This window comes from Kribbella aluminosa, assembly GCF_017876295.1.
Taxonomy (GTDB): domain Bacteria; phylum Actinomycetota; class Actinomycetes; order Propionibacteriales; family Kribbellaceae; genus Kribbella; species Kribbella aluminosa.
Genome location: NZ_JAGINT010000002.1, coordinates 1711306 through 1729425, shown reverse-complemented (window position 1 = coordinate 1729425; position 18120 = coordinate 1711306). Strand labels below are relative to the sequence as shown.

11 protein-coding genes are annotated in these 18120 nt (G+C 66.0%); 9 read left to right on the top strand and 2 right to left on the bottom strand.

The genetic code is table 11. The features are described 5' to 3' along the window. Positions 1-3 precede the first annotated feature (3 nt). Positions 4-903, bottom strand: coding sequence for a helix-turn-helix domain-containing protein (locus JOF29_RS29620; protein WP_209697691.1), 900 nt, complete (start codon positions 901-903; stop codon positions 4-6). Between the two features lie 186 nt (positions 904-1089). Between JOF29_RS29620 and JOF29_RS29615 the strand changes: the two genes are divergently transcribed. From JOF29_RS29615 to JOF29_RS29590, 6 genes are all read left to right on the top strand, one after another. Continuing rightward, the gene (locus JOF29_RS29615; protein WP_209697690.1) at positions 1090-1365 is read left to right on the top strand and encodes a hypothetical protein; all 276 of its coding nucleotides are present in this window, start codon (positions 1090-1092) and stop codon (positions 1363-1365) included. 46 nt (positions 1366-1411) lie between these two features. After that, on the top strand, positions 1412-2764 hold the full coding sequence (locus tag JOF29_RS29610; RefSeq protein WP_209697689.1) for an SAM-dependent methyltransferase: 1353 nt from the start codon (positions 1412-1414) through the stop codon (positions 2762-2764). A gap of 669 nt (positions 2765-3433) precedes the next feature. Next, positions 3434-4417: a NucA/NucB deoxyribonuclease domain-containing protein gene (locus JOF29_RS29605; protein WP_209697688.1), complete on the top strand. Its 984-nt coding sequence runs from the start codon at positions 3434-3436 to the stop codon at positions 4415-4417. Beyond that, a complete protein-coding gene (locus tag JOF29_RS29600; protein ID WP_209697687.1) occupies positions 4414-4908 on the top strand; it encodes a hypothetical protein in 495 nt (164 codons plus the stop codon). Before JOF29_RS29605 ends, JOF29_RS29600 begins: the two co-directional genes overlap by 4 nt. Before the next feature lie 327 nt (positions 4909-5235). Further along, a complete protein-coding gene (locus JOF29_RS29595; protein WP_209697686.1) occupies positions 5236-6465 on the top strand; it encodes a recombinase family protein in 1230 nt (409 codons plus the stop codon). A 353-nt stretch (positions 6466-6818) separates the two neighbouring features. Beyond that, the gene (locus JOF29_RS29590) at positions 6819-7346 is read left to right on the top strand and encodes a hypothetical protein (protein WP_209697685.1); all 528 of its coding nucleotides are present in this window, start codon (positions 6819-6821) and stop codon (positions 7344-7346) included. 536 nt (positions 7347-7882) lie between these two features. On the opposite strand, the gene JOF29_RS29585 is transcribed toward JOF29_RS29590, so the two are convergent. Continuing rightward, positions 7883-14209 (bottom strand): RHS repeat-associated core domain-containing protein, encoded by a 6327-nt coding sequence (locus JOF29_RS29585; protein ID WP_245359589.1) that lies wholly within the window; start codon positions 14207-14209, stop codon positions 7883-7885. Between the two features lie 833 nt (positions 14210-15042). Here JOF29_RS29585 and JOF29_RS29580 point away from each other — a divergent pair. From JOF29_RS29580 to JOF29_RS29570, 3 genes are all read left to right on the top strand, one after another. Then, positions 15043-16092 (top strand): recombinase family protein, encoded by a 1050-nt coding sequence (locus JOF29_RS29580; protein ID WP_245359587.1) that lies wholly within the window; start codon positions 15043-15045, stop codon positions 16090-16092. 318 nt (positions 16093-16410) lie between these two features. After that, positions 16411-17175 carry a tyrosine-type recombinase/integrase gene (locus JOF29_RS29575; RefSeq protein ID WP_209697683.1) on the top strand — a complete coding sequence of 255 codons (765 nt, stop codon included), beginning with the start codon at positions 16411-16413 and terminating at the stop codon, positions 17173-17175. Then, entirely contained in the window at positions 17168-17947 is a 780-nt protein-coding gene (locus tag JOF29_RS29570; protein WP_209697682.1) for a DUF5677 domain-containing protein, read from the top strand. Before JOF29_RS29575 ends, JOF29_RS29570 begins: the two co-directional genes overlap by 8 nt. The last annotated feature ends 173 nt before the right edge of the window (positions 17948-18120 follow it).

The following is an 18120-nucleotide window of genomic DNA, read 5'->3' as shown; positions in this document are numbered from 1 at the left end:
TGATCAGGCGAGGTTCTGGAGTTCGGCCAGCTTCTGCTCGATGTAGTCGACAGACTGTTGCTGGTCGAGCGCGGTCTCACGCAGATTCGCGCGGGCCTTGCGGTAGGTATCGATCTCGGTGGGCGAGTCCAGCCAGAAGAAGCCCGCGCGCTGGTCGATGTAGACACGTGAGGGCTCGGTGAGCGGCCACGTCGATGGGAAGTCGAGCAGGCAGAACGGCATGATCAGCAATCCGGCGTTGTGCCGGTCGTCGGGCATGATCTGGATCTCGATGCCCGGCCGGGCCGCCATCTCGACCAGGTGCTTGAGCTGCTCGGCCATGACGGCCGCGCTGCCGACGCGTACCCGTATCACTGCCTCGGTCAGCACAACCGACAACGTGGGTGCACCGGTCTCGCGATCGAGGATCCGCTGACGATTCAGCCGGACCTCGATCCGCTTCGTCAGTTCCGCAGCCGGCGTCTCGATACCGACCGTCGGCTCGAGATCCATCAGGCCTCGTACGTAGCCACGCGTCTGGAGCAGCCCGGGGACGTAGGCGTTCTCGTACCAGGTCAGTGCCGACGCCGAGGCCTCCAGCTCGATGAACTGCGCGAAATTCGGGCTGATCACCGACGCGTAGGAGTCGCGCCAGTTCGTCGATCGTTTGGTCGAGCGAGCGAGTTCTGTCAGCGCGCTGATCTGCTCGGCGTCGGTAACGGCGTACTCCTTGAAGAACGGCACAAGGTCGTCCGGCGCCACCGGAGCCTTGCCGTTCTCCAACCGCGAGAGCTGCGACAGCGGAACAGAGGTACGACGGCTGGCCTCCCGCAGCGACAAGCCGACGCTCTCGCGAGCGCGTCGCAGCCGGCGGCCCAGGAGGGACCTGGACGCCGCAGAGTCGAGCGCTGATTCAGACGTCATCTGACCTCCCTGGGAGCGACCAAGATACTCACCCGCGAGGACCGGCCCGACGGGGCGTGGAGCCAGGCCGCTGACGGCCGCGGCATCCACCGTAGGGCAAACACGCCGAACCGGAACGTTCCATCGCAATTCGGAACGTTCCAGTGTTCACTGTGGCTCGACACCACACAGTGATGGAGCCTCACCATGGGTCACGACTGTCATCCTCAACGAACAGGCCAGCCGCTGACGGCCCCCGCGGCGACGGTGCCCGCTGACGGCCCGCGCCGGGTCCGGGTATGGCTCGGCGAGCACGCCTTCATCAACTACCCCGCGGCCGACGCGAGCAAGGCAGCGTGGTTCGAAGGCGCGATGCGCAACCAGTTCCGGTCGTGCCGGATCACCAACGACCCCGACCCCGATCCCGGGCCGGAGCCGATGCCCGGGCCGACGCCGGCCGTGCTCGCCGGCTCGGCCACCTAGACCGGGGCGGGATCGCGGGTCTCCTCACCCGCTGTCGTCAGACCGCATGCTCCGCGGCCTCCTCACTACGCGGAGCAGATCCCGCCCCACCCTGCCGGAGTCCTCGGCCCAGGCCAGTCTCACCGAGCCGGCCGACTCCCCTCCCCGAGGGGTCGAGGACTCCTCCCCTGCCGGCGCGGCGGACGTACGAGAACTGACTCGGCGCCGCCGCGCCGACCCACCTTCCGCACTGACCGCACCTGACGAGCCTCGAACCCGCCCTACACCCGAGAGGAGAACCACGTGGCACCGCAGCGCAGCACGAACGGGAACGAGATCGCGGCAGGGCAGCGCTCGGCTCGGCCGGCTGAACTGGACGCGTTTCCGTGAGGCCGCGCTGGACGGAAAGGAGGCCTGGGCACCGGAGCGGAAGCTCGTCGGCGGGCTGGCGAAGGACTTCCCCGAGCTCGGTCTTCTGTTCGGGCGCATCGAAGCCGGCCGGGGCCGCGCGGTGAAGCGGCTGGCAGCCGATCCCCGGCTGAGGCAGTGGATCCACTGCAGCCCGGGCTACCCGATGACCGGATCGGCCAACGACACGTACCGGATCGTGCTGCCGAACCATCCGCGCCGCAAGGTTCTCTACCTCACCGACGATCCGGTCATCGTCGCCCACACCCGCGCCCTGCGCAGGACCGGGATCTCCGACCAGGTCCGTGTCATCACTGCCGATCCTTTCCGGCCGCTCGAAGTGCGCCGGCACCCCGAGCTCGACGGCTGGATCGACTGGTCCCAGCCGGTCGTGGTCGTATTCGGCGATACCTGGATGCACTACCCAGGCCCCGCCGATCAGGTCGCGGAGCTGATGCAGGACTGGGTCGACCAGCTCGTCGACGGCTCCTACACCATGTCGACCCACCTGCTGCAGCCCGACAGCAACGAAGGAGCCCGCCGCGCCCAGCTGCTCGTCACCAGGCTCGACAGCACGCCGATCGACACGCTCCGGTTCCGGACCCGCGAGGAGATCGAGTCCCTCTTCCCGAAACAGGAGATGCCCGACGGACTCTCCACCGGCCCGACCCGCGACCCGGACCGCGAGACACCTTCCCCCGGCCTGCTCGACGCATGGGTCGTCGACGGCATCGGCCAGGTCACGGGCTCGTCGCCGCCCGCACCCTCGCCCTACTCGACTGGAACCGCTGAAGTGAGCCGCAGCACCGGCTACACCATGCGGCAGCTAAACGCGCTGGCCAAGAGCGGGCTCCTACCCGCCGTCAAAGGCCCCCGCGGCCGGTACCAGTTCGACCCCGACGAGGTCCGCGAGATCCTCACGACCTGGAAACACCTTGCCGCCAAAGGCCTGAAGCCTCCCGGCCGCCTCCCCCTGCACCAACCTGCCATGCCATTGGACGGCTTCCAGTGACGAACGACGAGAAAGTTGCCGCGGTCAACCGCCTGCTTGGCGACCCGACGCTGTCGGACGAGCAGAAACTCGACGCCATCCGCGAAGTTCTCGACCCCCAGCCACATCCCGAACCGGCTCCCCGCCGCCACGGCAATAGAGGCCCCGGTCCGACTGGAACCCCGTAGACGACCCGGACTACCGAGGCCTGCTGTCGAGTCGAGGCGGCGTGTCGGATGGAGTCTTGCAGCTTGTTGCAAGCGGCGTAACGGTCTTGACCGGATTCCCGATGTAGTCGCTACCAACCCAGCGCCCTGACTCGTCCGGTCATCGGTGTCCCGCCTCTGGGTTGGCGGAGAGGGGATCGCCTTGTCTGTCGTGAAGCGTTCGCAGCGTGGTCGAGCACAGAGAGTCCCGCGGTGGGCAGCGTTGCTGCTTTCGGTGCCGCTCCTAACGACCGTGTTGGCAGCAACGACGCCGGCGGTTGCAGCGTCAGCGGAGGAGATGGAGCCCACACCACGTGTCCAGCCTTGGGGAGGCCTCTCCCAGAGGCCACAGAAACTGGGTTCGCCGGGGACGTCTAGGACGATTGAGCCGTCTCACATCAAGTTTTCTAAGACACCAGAGCAGTGTGCGCAACTGATCGCAGATGTCCGGGCCAAGAAGCTCAAGACTTATCCGCGGAACTGCGTGTCAGGCAAGATCATTACTGGGAATCGGGCATTGGTTGACTGGTTTCCAGAATGTAGTACCACCACTAGCGATCTGCTCGACTGGACAGCGCCGGATCGCCGGACTGCATGTAATCATGAGCAGGGTTTCATCGAGGTTCATGAGGTGCCTTCCGGAAATCTCGTTGGCACTGCGACCGTAGAATTCGTCGGCAAGACGGAGGCGACCGCGACTCCAGTCGGCTGGAGCTGGACTGAGGACGTCGCCGTATCTTCGTTCACGGGACTCGGAAATCCCGAGGGTAGCTCGGCGGAATTTGTTCCTTGCCCGGGCGACTGCTTAGGAGTCGATAAGTCGTATCTTCCGACCGGGGTAGACTCATGGCACGGATCGGTATCTCTGCAGCCGGTCGCCATGCCCAGCGGCACCGTTCTGGAAAGCTGGGGAAACTGGCTGGTCCAGTTCAATGATCCACGTTGGGCAAATCCGATCGAAATATGGACGAGCGGCGTGGTAGGGCGCTGCGACAATGCAATCGGTAATCGTAGCCCGGGATGCGTCTACGGAAATATCTGGGAGATTGCCTGGCTGAGCAGATCTGCGGCGCCGGAATTCGCTGACCACGTCTCGCAGGCGCAGGCTTCGGGATTACCCGGCGCGCCCTACTCCGACACCTACCTGACGAAGCTGGACGACCCGGCGTTGAGGCAGGCCAACGGCGACAAGGCTTGCCCGAGCAGTATCCCGCGCCCGCAGGGGAAGTCTTGTGACGAGTATCCCTTCCGAAGTACCTATGAGGGCGCCTCGACCGGCGGTAGCGATGAGGCCCGCAGCTTTCCAGGCTGCGAGATGCCCGATCCGGAGCGGACCGGGCCAACCGGATGGAGCCGTTGCTTCATCCTTGTTGGCGACAACTCATCGGGCGGCGGCCAGATGTCCGCCTTCTATAGCAACGAGAGGATGCTCGATGGCGACCCGTTCCAGGTAGGATTTGTGGAATGACTCAAGGTGCCAACGGGGCGAATCACCGGGTGCAGGTTGACTATCATCAGATGTTCTTCGCCCCATTCGACACGCACCCGGTGATGACACGCGCTCAGAACGCCAGGCTGCTGAACATCAGCTCAGACGGCACCAGTCTCTTCGTTTCCACAGGCTGTGCAAGCGGCACCGTCGTGCTCAGGCTCAAACTGCTTACGGAACCGCCTGGTGACTTGGATCAGTGCATGGAGGGCTGGGAGATCGGTGCCGAGGACGATTTTCTCCTGACAACAAACCTCCACCTAGGCGCTCCCACGGTCAACATGACAGACCCTCTTGTCGTGACTCCTTCGTCCCCGGGCCCACATCGAGTAAGGGTTCTAGCCCGCGGCCGCGCCGAACATTACGATCAGTTTGTCGGCGACTCGGGAGAAGAGTACGAAGTGATCTTCTGGCCGGTAGAATCAGCGCGCAGCCGAGTTGACGCCGGCGACGACGGCATTGGGCTGTGAGCCAGTAGCCGATGATGAGGCGCTGGGTTCTTCACGGACCCTGCGCCTCATCATCTGGTCCTTATAGGTGGACCCGACGCACGCGTCGGCCGGCTGGTTCGACCTTGCCACGTCCGACGACGCCATCCGAGAGCACTGAGGGGACGAAGTGTTCGTTATCTGGCCGTTCGCAACGCCGACGACTACTGACCTGGCCGTCTCGCCGGGTACTCGAAACTACGGTTCCGAGACACCGCCGCGAGACGGGGCGGCTCGGGGGGCAGAAACACGCGAACCGCCGTCCCAGTCTCACCGCTGTAGCGGTGTCAGTTTCGCTACATTCGGGACATGACAGCCACGGTCGTCACCGGGATCGAGTGGGGCTACGCCCGCGTCTCGACGAAGAAGCAGGACCTGCACCGCCAGATCCACGCCCTCACCACCTACGGCATCCCGGCCGACCCGGACACCGGCGACGGGCAGCGGCTGTACGTCGACAAGCTCACCGGCAAGAACCTGAACCGCCAAGGCTGGCTGGAGCTCCGGCCACGGCTGCGCGCCGGCGACGTCGTCCTGCTGTCCGAGCTGGACCGGCTCGGCCGGTCCCAGACCGAGATGCTGCACCTGTTCACCGAGCTCACCGACATGGGTGTGCACGTGAACGTCATCGGCGGCCCGATCCCGTTCGACACCCGCAACCCAGGCCCAGCGACAGAGATGGCCAAGGCCCTGCTGCTGTTCCTCGGGCAGGTCGAGCTGATTTACAAGAACGAGCGCGTCGCGTCGGCGCGCGAGTCCGGCAAGAACGCGCACCGGCCCCGTAAGCTCACGCCCCAGCTCGAGGAGGACCTGGCCGGCGAATTCTCCTCCGGGACGCCGGTCGACGAGCTCGCCGCGAAGTACGGCGTCTCGCGCGCGACGACGTACCGGATCGCCCGCGAGCACCAGGTCAAGAACAACGTGCGCCGCACGTTCACCCCGGCCCATCGCGGCAAGTCCCTCACCCCGGCCCAGATCGGTACCGCCCGACGGCTGAAGGCCGACGGGATGTCGATCCGCCAGATCGCCGAAGCCATCGGGTCCAGCCGAGCGACAGTTCACCGCAGTCTCGCCATGGACGTCACCACCACGATCACGACAAACCTCGCCACGGTTCTAGTCGATCCACCGGCGGCGTTCGATCAGGGCGTCCTGCATCGTCTCGCCTGCCCGGGCTGCGGCACCGTTCCGAACGGCAAGGTCGCCGCCGCGCGGCTGCGCGAAGAACTCCAGACCGGGTGGTGGTCTGCCATCGGCACCGATTCGGTCCGGATCGACATAACACAGCACTGCGGCCGATGCCAGCCACACAACGTCTACGCCGTTGCCTGCCTCACGTGCGGAGACGGACCTCTCCTGACCGGCGCGCTCGCCGATCTGGCCCGCAACACCGAACCGCACCAGCTGCCAGACCTCGTAACCAGCGAGCTGATCCGCACCGGGTGGTGCTGGATTACAACGCCTCACGCCAGCGGCTGGGTCTGCTGCCAACCCGCGCCACGGGCCGCCGCCGCGTCGACCGCTGGTGGTGGGCGATGAGAGCGAACCGGGCAGCGCGGGAACGCCTGGCCTCGCGGTGCTTCAGCTGCTGGCCGGGCAACGGGGTCCAGCAACTCGGGGCCGTTATTCATCACGTTGTTCACGACCTTCGACACCGCATACATGTCGAGACTGCCGTCGACCGGCGGCGCCATTCAGACGGCGGACCTGGTCGACATCGTGGTTGAGCGGTCGAGCCACTCAGCCCACTGCTCGGGCAGCGGGCGTTGATCATCCGCACCTACCTTGATCTCCTTCGCCCAGAATGGCAACAGCGCCTTGACCCGACTAAGGCTTGTGCGGCGGCGTGGCGTCGGCAGCTGCCGCCACGGCTGGGTGGCATGATTCCGCAGGTGAGCGTCGCACATCGGTCTGACGAGTCGATATGGGTTCGCATGATGCATTGGGTTCCGGTTGAAGCAGAGTGGCCAGAGCCAGTGCAGGGTGCGGTTCTGCCTAACATCGGCATCCGATTGCTTGGCTCGGTGGCCTGTGCCGACCCATCGGAAGAGGACGGGATCGATCCACGCGAGGAAAGCCCCGGAACTCCGCGCGGCACGGTCGAGTATGTCGTGACGGGCTCCGTGGCGAGGGCCAGAGACTTCGAGGTAGACACGGGCGCTGGCGGGCAGTCCGCCGGCGTCGAGTTAGTGCTGACAGTCAATGGTCGTCTGATACAGGCGCAGGTCGATGGGCGAGCACGTGATGTCGAGCCGGGCTCCCGGCTGAGACTCCGTGGCGAATTCCTCGTTATCGGTGACTATGAGTGGGAGGCTTTCGACTTGGTTGACACACGCGCCTCCTGGTCGGTCGAGGAGATGCGGCAATTTTCGACCGGCGACTACCTGCTCCGACTGGTACCAGCCCCTCAGTCCGTGTGACCTGTGCATCCCAGCCGCGCTGAAACATCCGCTGCTGCTGCGATCGGGGTCGTTCCACGCGGCGGCGGCCATGTACGGCGGGGGCCGGCACGCTCATCACCTTGGTCAGCCGGGCACACAAGCCGAACCGGGCGATGTGGTACTGGATCGCAACTGGCGGTCCGGGTGAGCACTATTCATATCAACCGAATGTTTCAGGAGAACCTCGCCGCTCCACCAAACACTCAGTCCGTGCCGGTCATCAGCCGAGGTGGGATTGTCGGGCCACTTTGGCGTGGAGTACGCGACGACAGGTAATGTCGATGTCGAGGCTGAGAACATTTAGATGCCGAATGCGCGGGCCGATGAACGCAGTCCGACGGAACAGATCCGAATTTCGGGTCACGCGAGCATTAACGCCGTAGCGAACTCCTGAGAGGAACTCGCTACGGCGAAAGGGAGCTGTGCGCCGACGCTAGCCTCAGCTGCGCAAGCCATTGCATCTAGAATGGCCCATTCGAACATAGGCAGCGACCATCCTGATGCGATTGCCCGCCTCAGTCGATCAGCCGATTGACCCAGGCGGGACACCAGCTTCCTGACAGGCAGTATGCGGTAACAAGTCCGAATGTTTTACCGTCTTTGGCCTTTCGGAAGTCAACAACGACGCGCACTCTCTCCGTGACTCCGGTTTGCCGGCACGTGCGGACGAACCACGACCACGTGCAGCGCACTTGATGGAAAGTGTACTCGTAGTTGACGGACGACCCGCTACTCGAGACCTGTTTACCATGGCCGATGGTGTAGGCCACGATGGCGAATGTCAGGTTGTGTGCTTCGTATTTGTATCTCCTGTCGTGTCTGATCGGCACGCTGCGGCCATACCGGTCTGTCACGTACCTGGTGCACGTTGTTCCGATCCCACCGACGCACCACCTTCCAGTGGTGTCAAACTGGTTAATCGGATCGGGAGGGTAGTTGTACGCGTTCGCGTTACCGCCCTCGACAGGGTCGATGCTCGTGAAGACCCCGGTGACAGGGTTGTAGAGCCGAACGCCCATCGCCAAGACACCTGGATCGGTGGTGGCTCGTTGCCTGGCTCCGAGCCATCCGTACGAGACGGCACTGGTGCTCGCGGTTGCGGTAGTCGGGTTACCTTGCTCGTCGTAGTTGTTCCAGCCAACGATTGATGTCGCGGTTGCGGTCGGCGATGGTAGATCGACCGTCGCGACGACATCGCCGTGAGGATTTGCAACTGTGAGATCCGCGGCTCCGGTCTGTCTGACGGTGAGGGCGAGGTCGCTGCCGATGAGTTCGGCGTATCGCTGGGTGGTGGTGCCCTGGGTGACCCAGGTGGGGTTGTCGCTGGGGTCGGTGTAGTGCCGGACGGTCTGCGTCGAACCAGAAGCGTTCGTCACTATCTCGGTCGAGCGACGGTCAACCGCATCGAGCCCGAACGTCGTCGTGGTCCCGTTCTGGGCGATGCTGCGGGCGAGGTCATTGTCGTAGTAGGACATCGTCACGTTGCCGTTGGCCGGCCGGGGCGCATCAGCAGCTGGCAGCGTGACGGTGCGGCCTAGCGCGTCGTACACATAGTTGCCGGTTCCGTTGGCGCCGGTGATGGGCCGGTCGGCGGTGTCGAAGGCACGGGTGGTCGTGGTGGCACCTGACGTGCTGCAGGAGCCATCGGCGGCAGCTGGTGCGGTTGCCTTGGTGAGGCGGTTGTCGTTGGCGTCGAAGCCGTAGGTGCGGGTGACACAGGCCGGCGCCTGGGCTGGGTCCTCGACGTCGATGCCGGAGGCTGCGGCGGTGCGGTCGTTGACCTGGGTGAGGCGGCCGGCGCTGTCATAGCTGTAGCGGCGGTCGTAGGGGATGGCGCCACCCGAGCTGGTGGTGAAGGCGTTGCCGTCGGGGGTCCACTCGTGGGTGACCCGGCCGATGACGTCGTTTTGCAGCGACCACGACAGCCATGGGCCGTTCGGGTCGACGCTGGTGGTGCCGTCGCTGTTCACCGTTGTGACCTGACCGGTGTAGCTCAGGCCTACGGGTTCGCCGGTGATGTCGATGCCGTGGGTTTGGGTCACGCCGCCGGGTAGTTTCTGGGTGATGAGTGTACCGGCGGAGTCGTAGGCGCCGGTGGAGGTCCAGGTGGAGCCGGCGGTGGTGACGTCGACCTTGGTGACGATCCCGCGGTGTTCGATTTTGCCGTTGGCGTCGGTGCCGTCGTAGGTGTAGCTCGTGGTGCCGTTCGGGTCAGTCACGGTCGCGACGTCGCCGACGGCGTTGTAGACCGTGGTGGTGGGTGTGTCACCGGATGGTTGGTAGGTGGCCTGGCGTCCCCAGGTGTCGTAGCCGGTGGTGATGCTTCCGGCGACGCTGCTGTCGGCGTTGTATGCCGTCACCACGGTCGGCTGCCCGGTGTTCGGGTCGTAGGTTGTGCGCTTCTTGGTGTTCGCCGCCGACCCGGTCAGACCGGTCACGGTGGTGGTGCTGGTGTCAGTGCGGCCGTCGCTGAGATAGGTCGTGTTGGTCGTTCGAGTGACCGTGCTAGCGCCTGTGACGGAGGTTTCGGTGACGGTCTTCGGCGCCAGGAGGTAAGAGAAGTCCGAGTTCGTTGTCGCCGGCAACGCCAGACCGGAGCTCGGCGGCGCGGCCGGGTAGGTCTTGCAGACCAGTCCGGCCCACTGCGGTGCACCGCACTCAGGGAAGTCCTTGTTGGCGGCCGCGGTGTAGTAGACGGTCTTCGTCGTACCGGCGTCGGCGCCGTTGGAGCGGGGTTGCCGGGTTTCGATGACGCGGCCTTCGGTGTCGTAGCGGGTGACCTTAGTGATGTCGCCGGTTGTGTCGGTGCGCGGTGCGGTGGGGTTGGCGTCGGTGGTGGTGGTGGCGGGCAGGCTCAGTCCCCAGCCGGCAGTGTCTTGATTGACCGGGTCGGTGTAGCCGGTCAGCGTCTTGCCGATCGTCTCGAGTTCGGTGCCGGTGCCGGGATCTTGCGCCGACACCGTTTCGGTGGTGGCCAGCCTGTAAGGCATTAAGGTGGCAGGGTTGATGCCGGCGTTCGGCGCGTCTTCGTCGAAGTCGGTGTGCGTGTGCAGACGGGCCCAGGCGATGCTGCCGTTCTTCAACGCCGCCCAGCGCGCCGGGCCATAGGTGTCGGTGACCAGCGTGCCGGCCGGGGTCACGATCGTATCGCCGGCGGTGTTCGTGATATCGGCGTTGTACACCGTGACGCTGCCGAGCTGGTCGGCCGGAACGTTGTTGTCGAGCACCTGGCGCAGGGCGCGTTCGTCGAGCTGTCGCACGACGTTGCCCTGGTCGTTGTAGTCGGTCGCCGTCAGCTGCCAGTTCCCGGCGCCGTACGTGGCGGTGTTCACGGTGTATCCGACCGCGTCGGTGTATTGCAGGTGGGCGTATTGCCAGTCGTCGGCGGTCGGCGTGCCGCTGAGTGGGTGGTCAGGCCCGAAGACCGCGAACGCATTCGTCGGGGCGGTCTTCTGGTTCCACTTCGCGACCGTGCCCGCGGACAGATCAGGTGCTCCCGGCCCGGACAGCGGGACGTTGTCGTACACGTACTTGCCCAGCGTCGCGGTGCCACCCGTCGGGTCGCCGGCCGGTCGGGCGCGGGTGACCGAGTCGAGCTTCTCCTTGACGCCGTCGGACACGTAGTTGAACTGGTAGGGCACCTGGCCGGGCGGCGTCAGCGACGTGAGGTGGTTCAGCGAGTTGTAGCCGTACTGGGCGGTCAGGCTCGAGCGTGGGTCGGTGACCGTCGCGAGCCGTCCAGCGGAGTCGTACGTGTAGGTCGCGACCTTGATCGAGTCCATCGCCGGGCCGCCGGTTTTGTCCGGGTTGTAGATGTCGACCCACGCGTTGATGAGACGCCCAGCGGTGGCGCCGGCAGTGCCGTACTCGAACCGCAGCGCGCGACACCCCGCGTTCATCCCGGTCAACGGCACCGAAGCGTTGTAGGCGCCACAGCTGACATCGGGTGGGACCGGCGCGAGGATCCGGGCGACCCGGCCGGCGTTGTCGTAGGCGAACGTCGTGTTGCCCGCCACGCCCGGCTCCGCGATCCCGGCCGGCTGGAAGACCGAGTCCGCCGAGGTCGATGGCGCGGTTGTCACATTCCAGATCGTGACCGTGCCGTCATCCTCGATATAGGACAGCACAGGCGCCGTCGCGGTGCCGCTGATCGTCAGCCGCGACCCGTCCTCCTCGGTGGCGTCGTCGCCGGGGACCCAGTCGCCGGTCTCGAAGGACGCCGAGGCGCGGCGCTTCCCCGACGGCGACTCGAAGACCAGGCTGGTGCCGTCACCGTCGACCAGCACGATCGTGCCGTCCAACCGCGAGGAGTCGATCACCTGCATCCCGGCGGCTCCGGCGTCGGCGCCGTCGAACTGGGCGGTCCAGCCCGGTCCAAAGACGCCGTTGACGGTGGTCGCCGGGCCGTCGTAGGTGGAGTGTGACCGCGAGATCGACAGGTCGCCGGTGTAGCCGGGGACGGAGATGTCGGTCGCGGAGGTGTTGAATTCACCGGTCCACAGCGCGACTTGTCCTGGGCCTGCGTCCGAGGTTGGGAATCCGTCGCCGAACGCGTGCGGAACCCGTTGGATCGTCGTGCCGGGTGTCTGCGACCAGGTGCACTGGCTGGACGAGGCGTAGGTGAAACACACCTGGATGTCCAGCTTGACCGGCAACCGCTCGTTCAGCGCGGTCGGCTGGATCCCCTGAGCGTTCGGATCGGAGTCGAGGTAGGCATCGATCTTCGCGTTCGTGGTGTCCCAGGTCGTGTCGACATTGACGCCGGCGGTGCCGTTGTCGTTGACGTGCAGGTCGGTGCCGTCGACGTTCCAGCCGACCGTGTCGTAGTCGCTGCCGCCATAGCCGGACACCCGCCACCGCACCCTCGCGGTCACCGTCGACGACTGGCCCTTGGGCGGTCCGGACGCCGCGATCCGGATCGTGTTCGCAGTTGTGATCCGCGGATCCGACGTCGGCGACGTCATCCCCGACCCGCCCCACCCGAAGCTGTAGGAACTGCTCGGCGACAACATCCCGCTCGGGGTCTCGGCGGTCGCGGTGATCCGGTGCAGACCCGGAGTGCCATTGCTGATCGTCACCGTGGCCTTCCCGACCGCAGGATCGCTGGACGGCGTGATCTTTACCTGGCCTGGAAGTGTGCCGTCGGCGGTGCCGCCCTTGTACGGCTGGCCGTCGACGGTCAACCGGACGTAGCCCGGCGCGCTGTACCCGGGACCGGTCGCGGTCACCGTGCAGTCGATGTTCGCCGCTGGCGGGTTGTCCTGCCAGGAATTGATCAGGTACGGGCTCGGACACGTAATCTGCGGCGCAGCCGGGGTCGCGGCCCCGATCCGCAGCCGGGTCTGGTAACTGGTCCAGGGGCCGTCCACGCGGCCGTCGTTCGCCTTCGCCCGGATGTACATCAGCATGTTGTCCGGCAGCGGGGTCGAGGGCCGGCAACCAGCCGTCGTACCGGAGGCGTACACCGAGGACGTGCAGGTGCCGTAGGAGTGGAAGGTCGGGCCGTCGCCGGTGAAGAACTCGAACACATACGTCATCGTGTTCCCGTCGGCGTCAGTCGCCTTGGTCTGCACCCACGGCGTCTGGCTCTTCGAGTACATGTACGACGTCGGGTCGCCCGGCGCGGCGTAGGCAACGGCCTCGGTCGTTTCTACCGTCGCGGGGGCGTTCGGGGGACGGTTCCAGGTGAATGAGATGTAGGGGTCGGCGTCGCCTTCGCTGGACACGAATCGCTTCCAGTAGGCCGTGTCCGATTCGTTCGCGGCCTTCAACGCCACGCCCGCGGTCCCGGACGAGCCTATCGTTCCGTCCGCCCAAGCTTGAGCGAGGCTGGTCATGGGGATCCCGATCCGGCCAGCCGCACAGGAGCTCGAGAACCCCTTCGCGACAGTCGCCGAACCCGACAGCGTCGAACTGGTGGCAGGCTGGTTCGCGTACGTTGTAGTCGTCGAGGCCGGGTCCGCGGAGTACAGGTTCACCTGGGTCGGGGTGCAAGTCGTCGCGCCGTACTGGTACAGCTCCAGCGTCGCGTCCACTACGTTCTTACCGGCGAAAGTGGAGGTGGGGAAGTTCAGGAACGACCGCTCGATATGCGTCCCGTTCTTGCCCGCTCGCAGATCCACCGTGGTCGACAAATCCGTCGACACGCTGGTCTGCACGAACGTGTCGAAGGTCGAGTACACCGGCGTGTTGCTGTAGGTCGGATCGACCGTGACCGGGAACACCCGGGCCGGGTCCAGGAACCACTCCTTGTCCGGAGCGATCACCAGGGTTGCCTTGCCCGGCGAGGCTTGCTCGATGGACATCTTCACCGCGGCCGTATTCACCGGCAGATGTGTGTTCTCATCGGTGACCGCGTCCCACATCCGCCCCACCGGGATCCGCGAATGCACCACGTTCTTCGCGTCCACGAACTCGATCGACCCATCAGCGGCCTGCCGCGCGGTCAGGCCCTTGGTGCGCAACGGGATCCGCCACACCGGCGGCGCCCCATCAGCCGGACGCTGCTTCACCACGAAGTCGGACTCGAACCCGGACCGACGCGCATCCAGTGTCAGGTCGACACCGGGCTGGACATCGGCATACGTCGCCTTCGTCCCGTCCAGCGTCGGCGTGGTCAGCTTCCACGGCGACAGCCACTCCACCTGCCGCCCTGCACCAGAACCCGACACCGCGAACGGCTGCCCGACCGCGCCATTGCGCTTGCCGAGCCGCAACCCATACTTGTGGCCACGAGGAGCAACCGTGCCGTCCGTGCCCTCCTGCAATGTAAGGTCGACGTCGCGCCACTTGCCGGAAGGATCCTTGAACCGGACCTCGCCCGCGTTCACCTCGGTCGTCATCGTGCCATCCGGATTCGCCCACGTCGTGGACGTTTCCGACCGCAGCGACTCCACCTCAACCCTGAAGCCCTGCGACCGCGCGGATACCACCGCCGACACCAGATCAGGCCGCGAGTTGACCTTCGGCTCCGCCGGCTTTGGAACCGCCGCAGGAGCAGCAACGGCCGATTCCTGGACTTCCAAGCCTGTCACCAGTAACGCGAACGAAACAACAACCGCCACGGACCGGATGAAGAACGGCCCGCGGGCACGCCGAGAACGAGACATGACTTCCCCCCACATCACGCCGGCCCCAGGACAAGCTTCGATGACTAGGCGGGTCACCAAGCCGGGCCAGCATCGGCTACATCGTTGGCGGCGTTCCGGGCGTTACCGGAATTGCCAGAAGCTGCAACTTCGGTCTACGCCCTTGACAGCCATCGGACTTCGCGCTGGCCAACTCGTTGGAATGCAGTCTGGTCTCGCGGAGGCTCATCACCAGCACTGACCCGCGCGAACTCCGTCCCAGCGGCGAACCGGGGCGGCAAACCAACCACCACAAAGAGCTCTCCCTTTGACGACCATTCTGAGAACCTGGTCGATCCGTGGAACGCCGCCTATCCGGGTCTCTAGTGCGCGCGTTCCGGGACAACGGGCCGAGATCAGGTTCTTGCCTCACGACCGGTTCACTCGGACTGATCATCGCGCTGTGCAGATGACTTCGGGCATCTGTGCAGACGGCTTCGAACATCGACAGCCCACCCCGACACGCCGTGCTCCAGGTGTCGAAAAACGTGTTGCGAACTCGGAGTGTCTAACAACTCCAAGCGCACCGTTTTCCATACAGTCGGGGTATGACGACCACCGAGCTCGACCGCCGGCGCGCCCTGTCGCTCGATCCCGACCCGCTCGGCGTCATCGGTGGCGGCATGCTGCTCGGGTACGCGCGGGTGTCCACTAGGGAGCAGAACTTGCACCGCCAGCTCGACGCCCTCACTGCGGCCGGCTGCGGCCGGATCTGGCAGGAGAAGCTCAGCGGCAAGAACGTCGACCGTCCCGAGCTGCAGGACTGCCTGGCGTTCGCGCGCCCGAACGACGTCGTCGTCGTGACCGAGCTGTGGCGGCTCGGCCGGAACTTCCAGGACCTGATCCAGATCGTCAGCGGCCTGCGCCAGCGCGAGATCGGGTTCAAGTCGTTACACGAGGCCCTCGACACCACCACGCCCGGCGGGCGGATGATCTTCCACGTCTTCGCCGCCCTCGGCGAGTTCATCCGCGAGATGATCGTCCAGGGCACTCGCGAAGGCCTCGACGCCGCACGTGCGCGCGGCACCCGCCTCGGCAGGCCGCCGGCGATGAACGAGGAGCAGATTCAGCACGCCAAGGATCTGCTCGGCGATCCCGACAACACGGTGTCCTCGATCGCCCGGTTGCTTGGCGTCAGCCGCGCCACCATCTACAAGTACGTCCCCGAACTCCGCTCCCCAGCCGTACCCGCTGGGTCGGCTCCGCTCGAGCTCCCGGCATCTGGGGCTGCGAACGCCGCCGGTACGGCGGACCCGCACGTAGCGATGCCGAAACCGCCGCGGTCCGCCGCGTGCCCGAGCTGCGGGTACCGGCCGGAGAGCAAGCACGAACTGAAGGTGCACCGCGAAGGCCTCGAAACCGTATGGCTCCTCCCCGACCCGACGCAGCCTGCCGCGGCCGTCGTCGAGCGATGGCACTGCGAACGATGCCAGCCCCACCAGGCCCGCATCATCATGTGCGACCAGTGCGGCGCGATCGTCATGCTCGGCAACGTGCTCGCCGCCGGCGAGCACGTCCCCGAAGCCGCCGCACTGTGGCTCGCCGCACGCGGGTGGGCTCGCCGTGCCGAGCACTGGATCTGCGGCGAGCACGAATAGAGCACGTTGTCGCTCGTGCCGACCGGGGACGCACGTCCGCGGTCGATCTGATGGGTCAGAATGATCCGCCGCTGAACGACTGACAGGAGAGGCCCCGAGGCCACACTGGCCGGGCTCTTGCTATTCGTGGTCCTCCTCATGCCGGGCTTCACCTATCAGGTCAGCAAGGAACGCCGAGGAACCGAACGGACCACATCCACGAGGTATGAGGCTCTCCGGGGATCAGGCGCTGGTGTTCACAAAACCGCTCTCTGTGAGCGTGTCGACGCGCCGTCGCTGTCGCGAGGTTTAGTACTGCTTTCGGGGCGGGTTTGGTTGGTGGCTGGTCGTACGGTCGGAACGGTTCCGCTTCGCAGCAGTAGCGGTACTGGACGCCGTACGACAGGTGCCGGCGAGCACCAGGTCGTCGACGTCGGCCAGGACCACGACGTCGACCAGGAGGCCGCGATGCCCGCACCACCACCGCCCACGAACAAGGGCCGGCGGTTCCCGCCCGAACCGCTGACCCGGATCGAGTTGCGTCAGCTGGTCGGGACCGCGTCGCGGACGACGTCGTCGGGGATCCGGATGCGGGCGATGGTCGGGGTGATGTTCGGCGCCGGCCTGCGGGTCAGCGAGGCGCTGGCTCTGTGGCCGCGCGACGTCGACACCGCCGGCGGGAAGATCCGGGTCCAGCACGGCAAGGGTGACCAGTGGCGCGTGGTCGGGATCGATCCGGAGTCCGGAGCGCTGATCGACCACTGGCTGGAGCGCCGCAGCGCGCTCGAGCTCGGGGGCCGGCACCGGCTGTTCACCACCTACAGCTCCAACAACCACGGTCAGCCGATGAGCGACCGCTACGTCCGCGCGGCCCTGGCCCGCCTGGCGGTCAAGGCCGGCCTGGACAAGCGGGTCCACCCGCACGGGCTACGGCACTCGCTCGCGGTCGACCTCAGCGATTCCGGCGTGCCGCTGCGGGCGATCGCCGACCAGTTCGGTCACGCCTCGACCTCGACCAGCGACGAGTACCTCCGGCGCCTCAACCCCAGCCAGCTGGTCGACGTCATGACCGCCCGGCGCTGGCAGGAGACGCCCCATGGCTGAGGGCGGGTCCGCGGTGGACAGGGATCCGCTGCGTCTCGCGGACGATCTGATCGCCGCGTTCGAGAAGCTGCGTACCCGATCAGACGGGATCACCAGCCGGCCGAAGGTCGCGCCGCTCCGGCTTGTGATGGCCTACGGGTTGGCCGCCCAGGCTCATGACGTCGGGCAGGACGCAGTCCGAGCCATCCGTGATGGCCGGTACGGTGCGGCACCGCCGCTGACCCGGGTGGTGTTCGAGTGCGGTGTGACGGCGCAGTGGCTGGTGATCGAGCCGGAGGCGGCTACTGCGATGGCAGCAGAAGCACACCGACAGCGCATCGCGCTCGCCGGCACCATGGCGAAGACGCAACGGTTCCTACGTCACGCAGAATCGGTACGAGTTTCGGCCGGGCCCGCGCCGCCACCGCAGTCCGTGTCCTCGAAGAACTTTGAGAAGGTGTGCGCGCAGGTCGACCCGGCCGGGGACCTGTACGTCATGTACCGCACGCTCTCCGCTGACGCTCACGCCGGTGCGCCAATCATCCACCGCTGGATCGGTGAGAGCGGCGATCCACCCGTGCTGGGTTGGCGGCCTACTCCCACGGATCTTCTGCTGTCAGAACGCACCATCCTGGGCAGCACTCTGGCACTGTCCCTGCTGTGGGCAGCTGCAGGATTCGACCAGATGGTCAAAGGCCGGCCACTCGTCCGGACAGTCAACACCGTCAGCGCCAAGCTCGGATACGCCGGCACCACGGGAGTACACCAGCTCGTCCTTCCCCCGCGTCGATAACGCCGGAATCGCCCACGGGAATGACCATTTCCGCAAGCTATCCGGTGGCACCGACAAGACCGCCTGGGGGCGGGTGCGGCCGACTCGTGGAGTCCAGGCAAACGGAGACTTCCCATTGCACAGGGACCCGGCTGGTGTCCCCGTCGAGTCCCTCTGCTACGAAGTCGGTTCCC

Coding starts and splice junctions, on each gene's coding strand:
- JOF29_RS29620 (WP_209697691.1), bottom strand. CDS start 903: ATGACGTCTGAATCAGCGCTCGACTCTGCGGCGTCCAGGTCCCTCCTG.
- JOF29_RS29615 (WP_209697690.1), top strand. CDS start 1,090: ATGGGTCACGACTGTCATCCTCAACGAACAGGCCAGCCGCTGACGGCC.
- JOF29_RS29610 (WP_209697689.1), top strand. CDS start 1,412: ATGCTCCGCGGCCTCCTCACTACGCGGAGCAGATCCCGCCCCACCCTG.
- JOF29_RS29600 (WP_209697687.1), top strand. CDS start 4,414: ATGACTCAAGGTGCCAACGGGGCGAATCACCGGGTGCAGGTTGACTAT.
- JOF29_RS29595 (WP_209697686.1), top strand. CDS start 5,236: ATGACAGCCACGGTCGTCACCGGGATCGAGTGGGGCTACGCCCGCGTC.
- JOF29_RS29585 (WP_245359589.1), bottom strand. CDS start 14,209: ATGACGACCGAGGTGAACGCGGGCGAGGTCCGGTTCAAGGATCCTTCC.
- JOF29_RS29580 (WP_245359587.1), top strand. CDS start 15,043: ATGACGACCACCGAGCTCGACCGCCGGCGCGCCCTGTCGCTCGATCCC.
- JOF29_RS29570 (WP_209697682.1), top strand. CDS start 17,168: ATGGCTGAGGGCGGGTCCGCGGTGGACAGGGATCCGCTGCGTCTCGCG.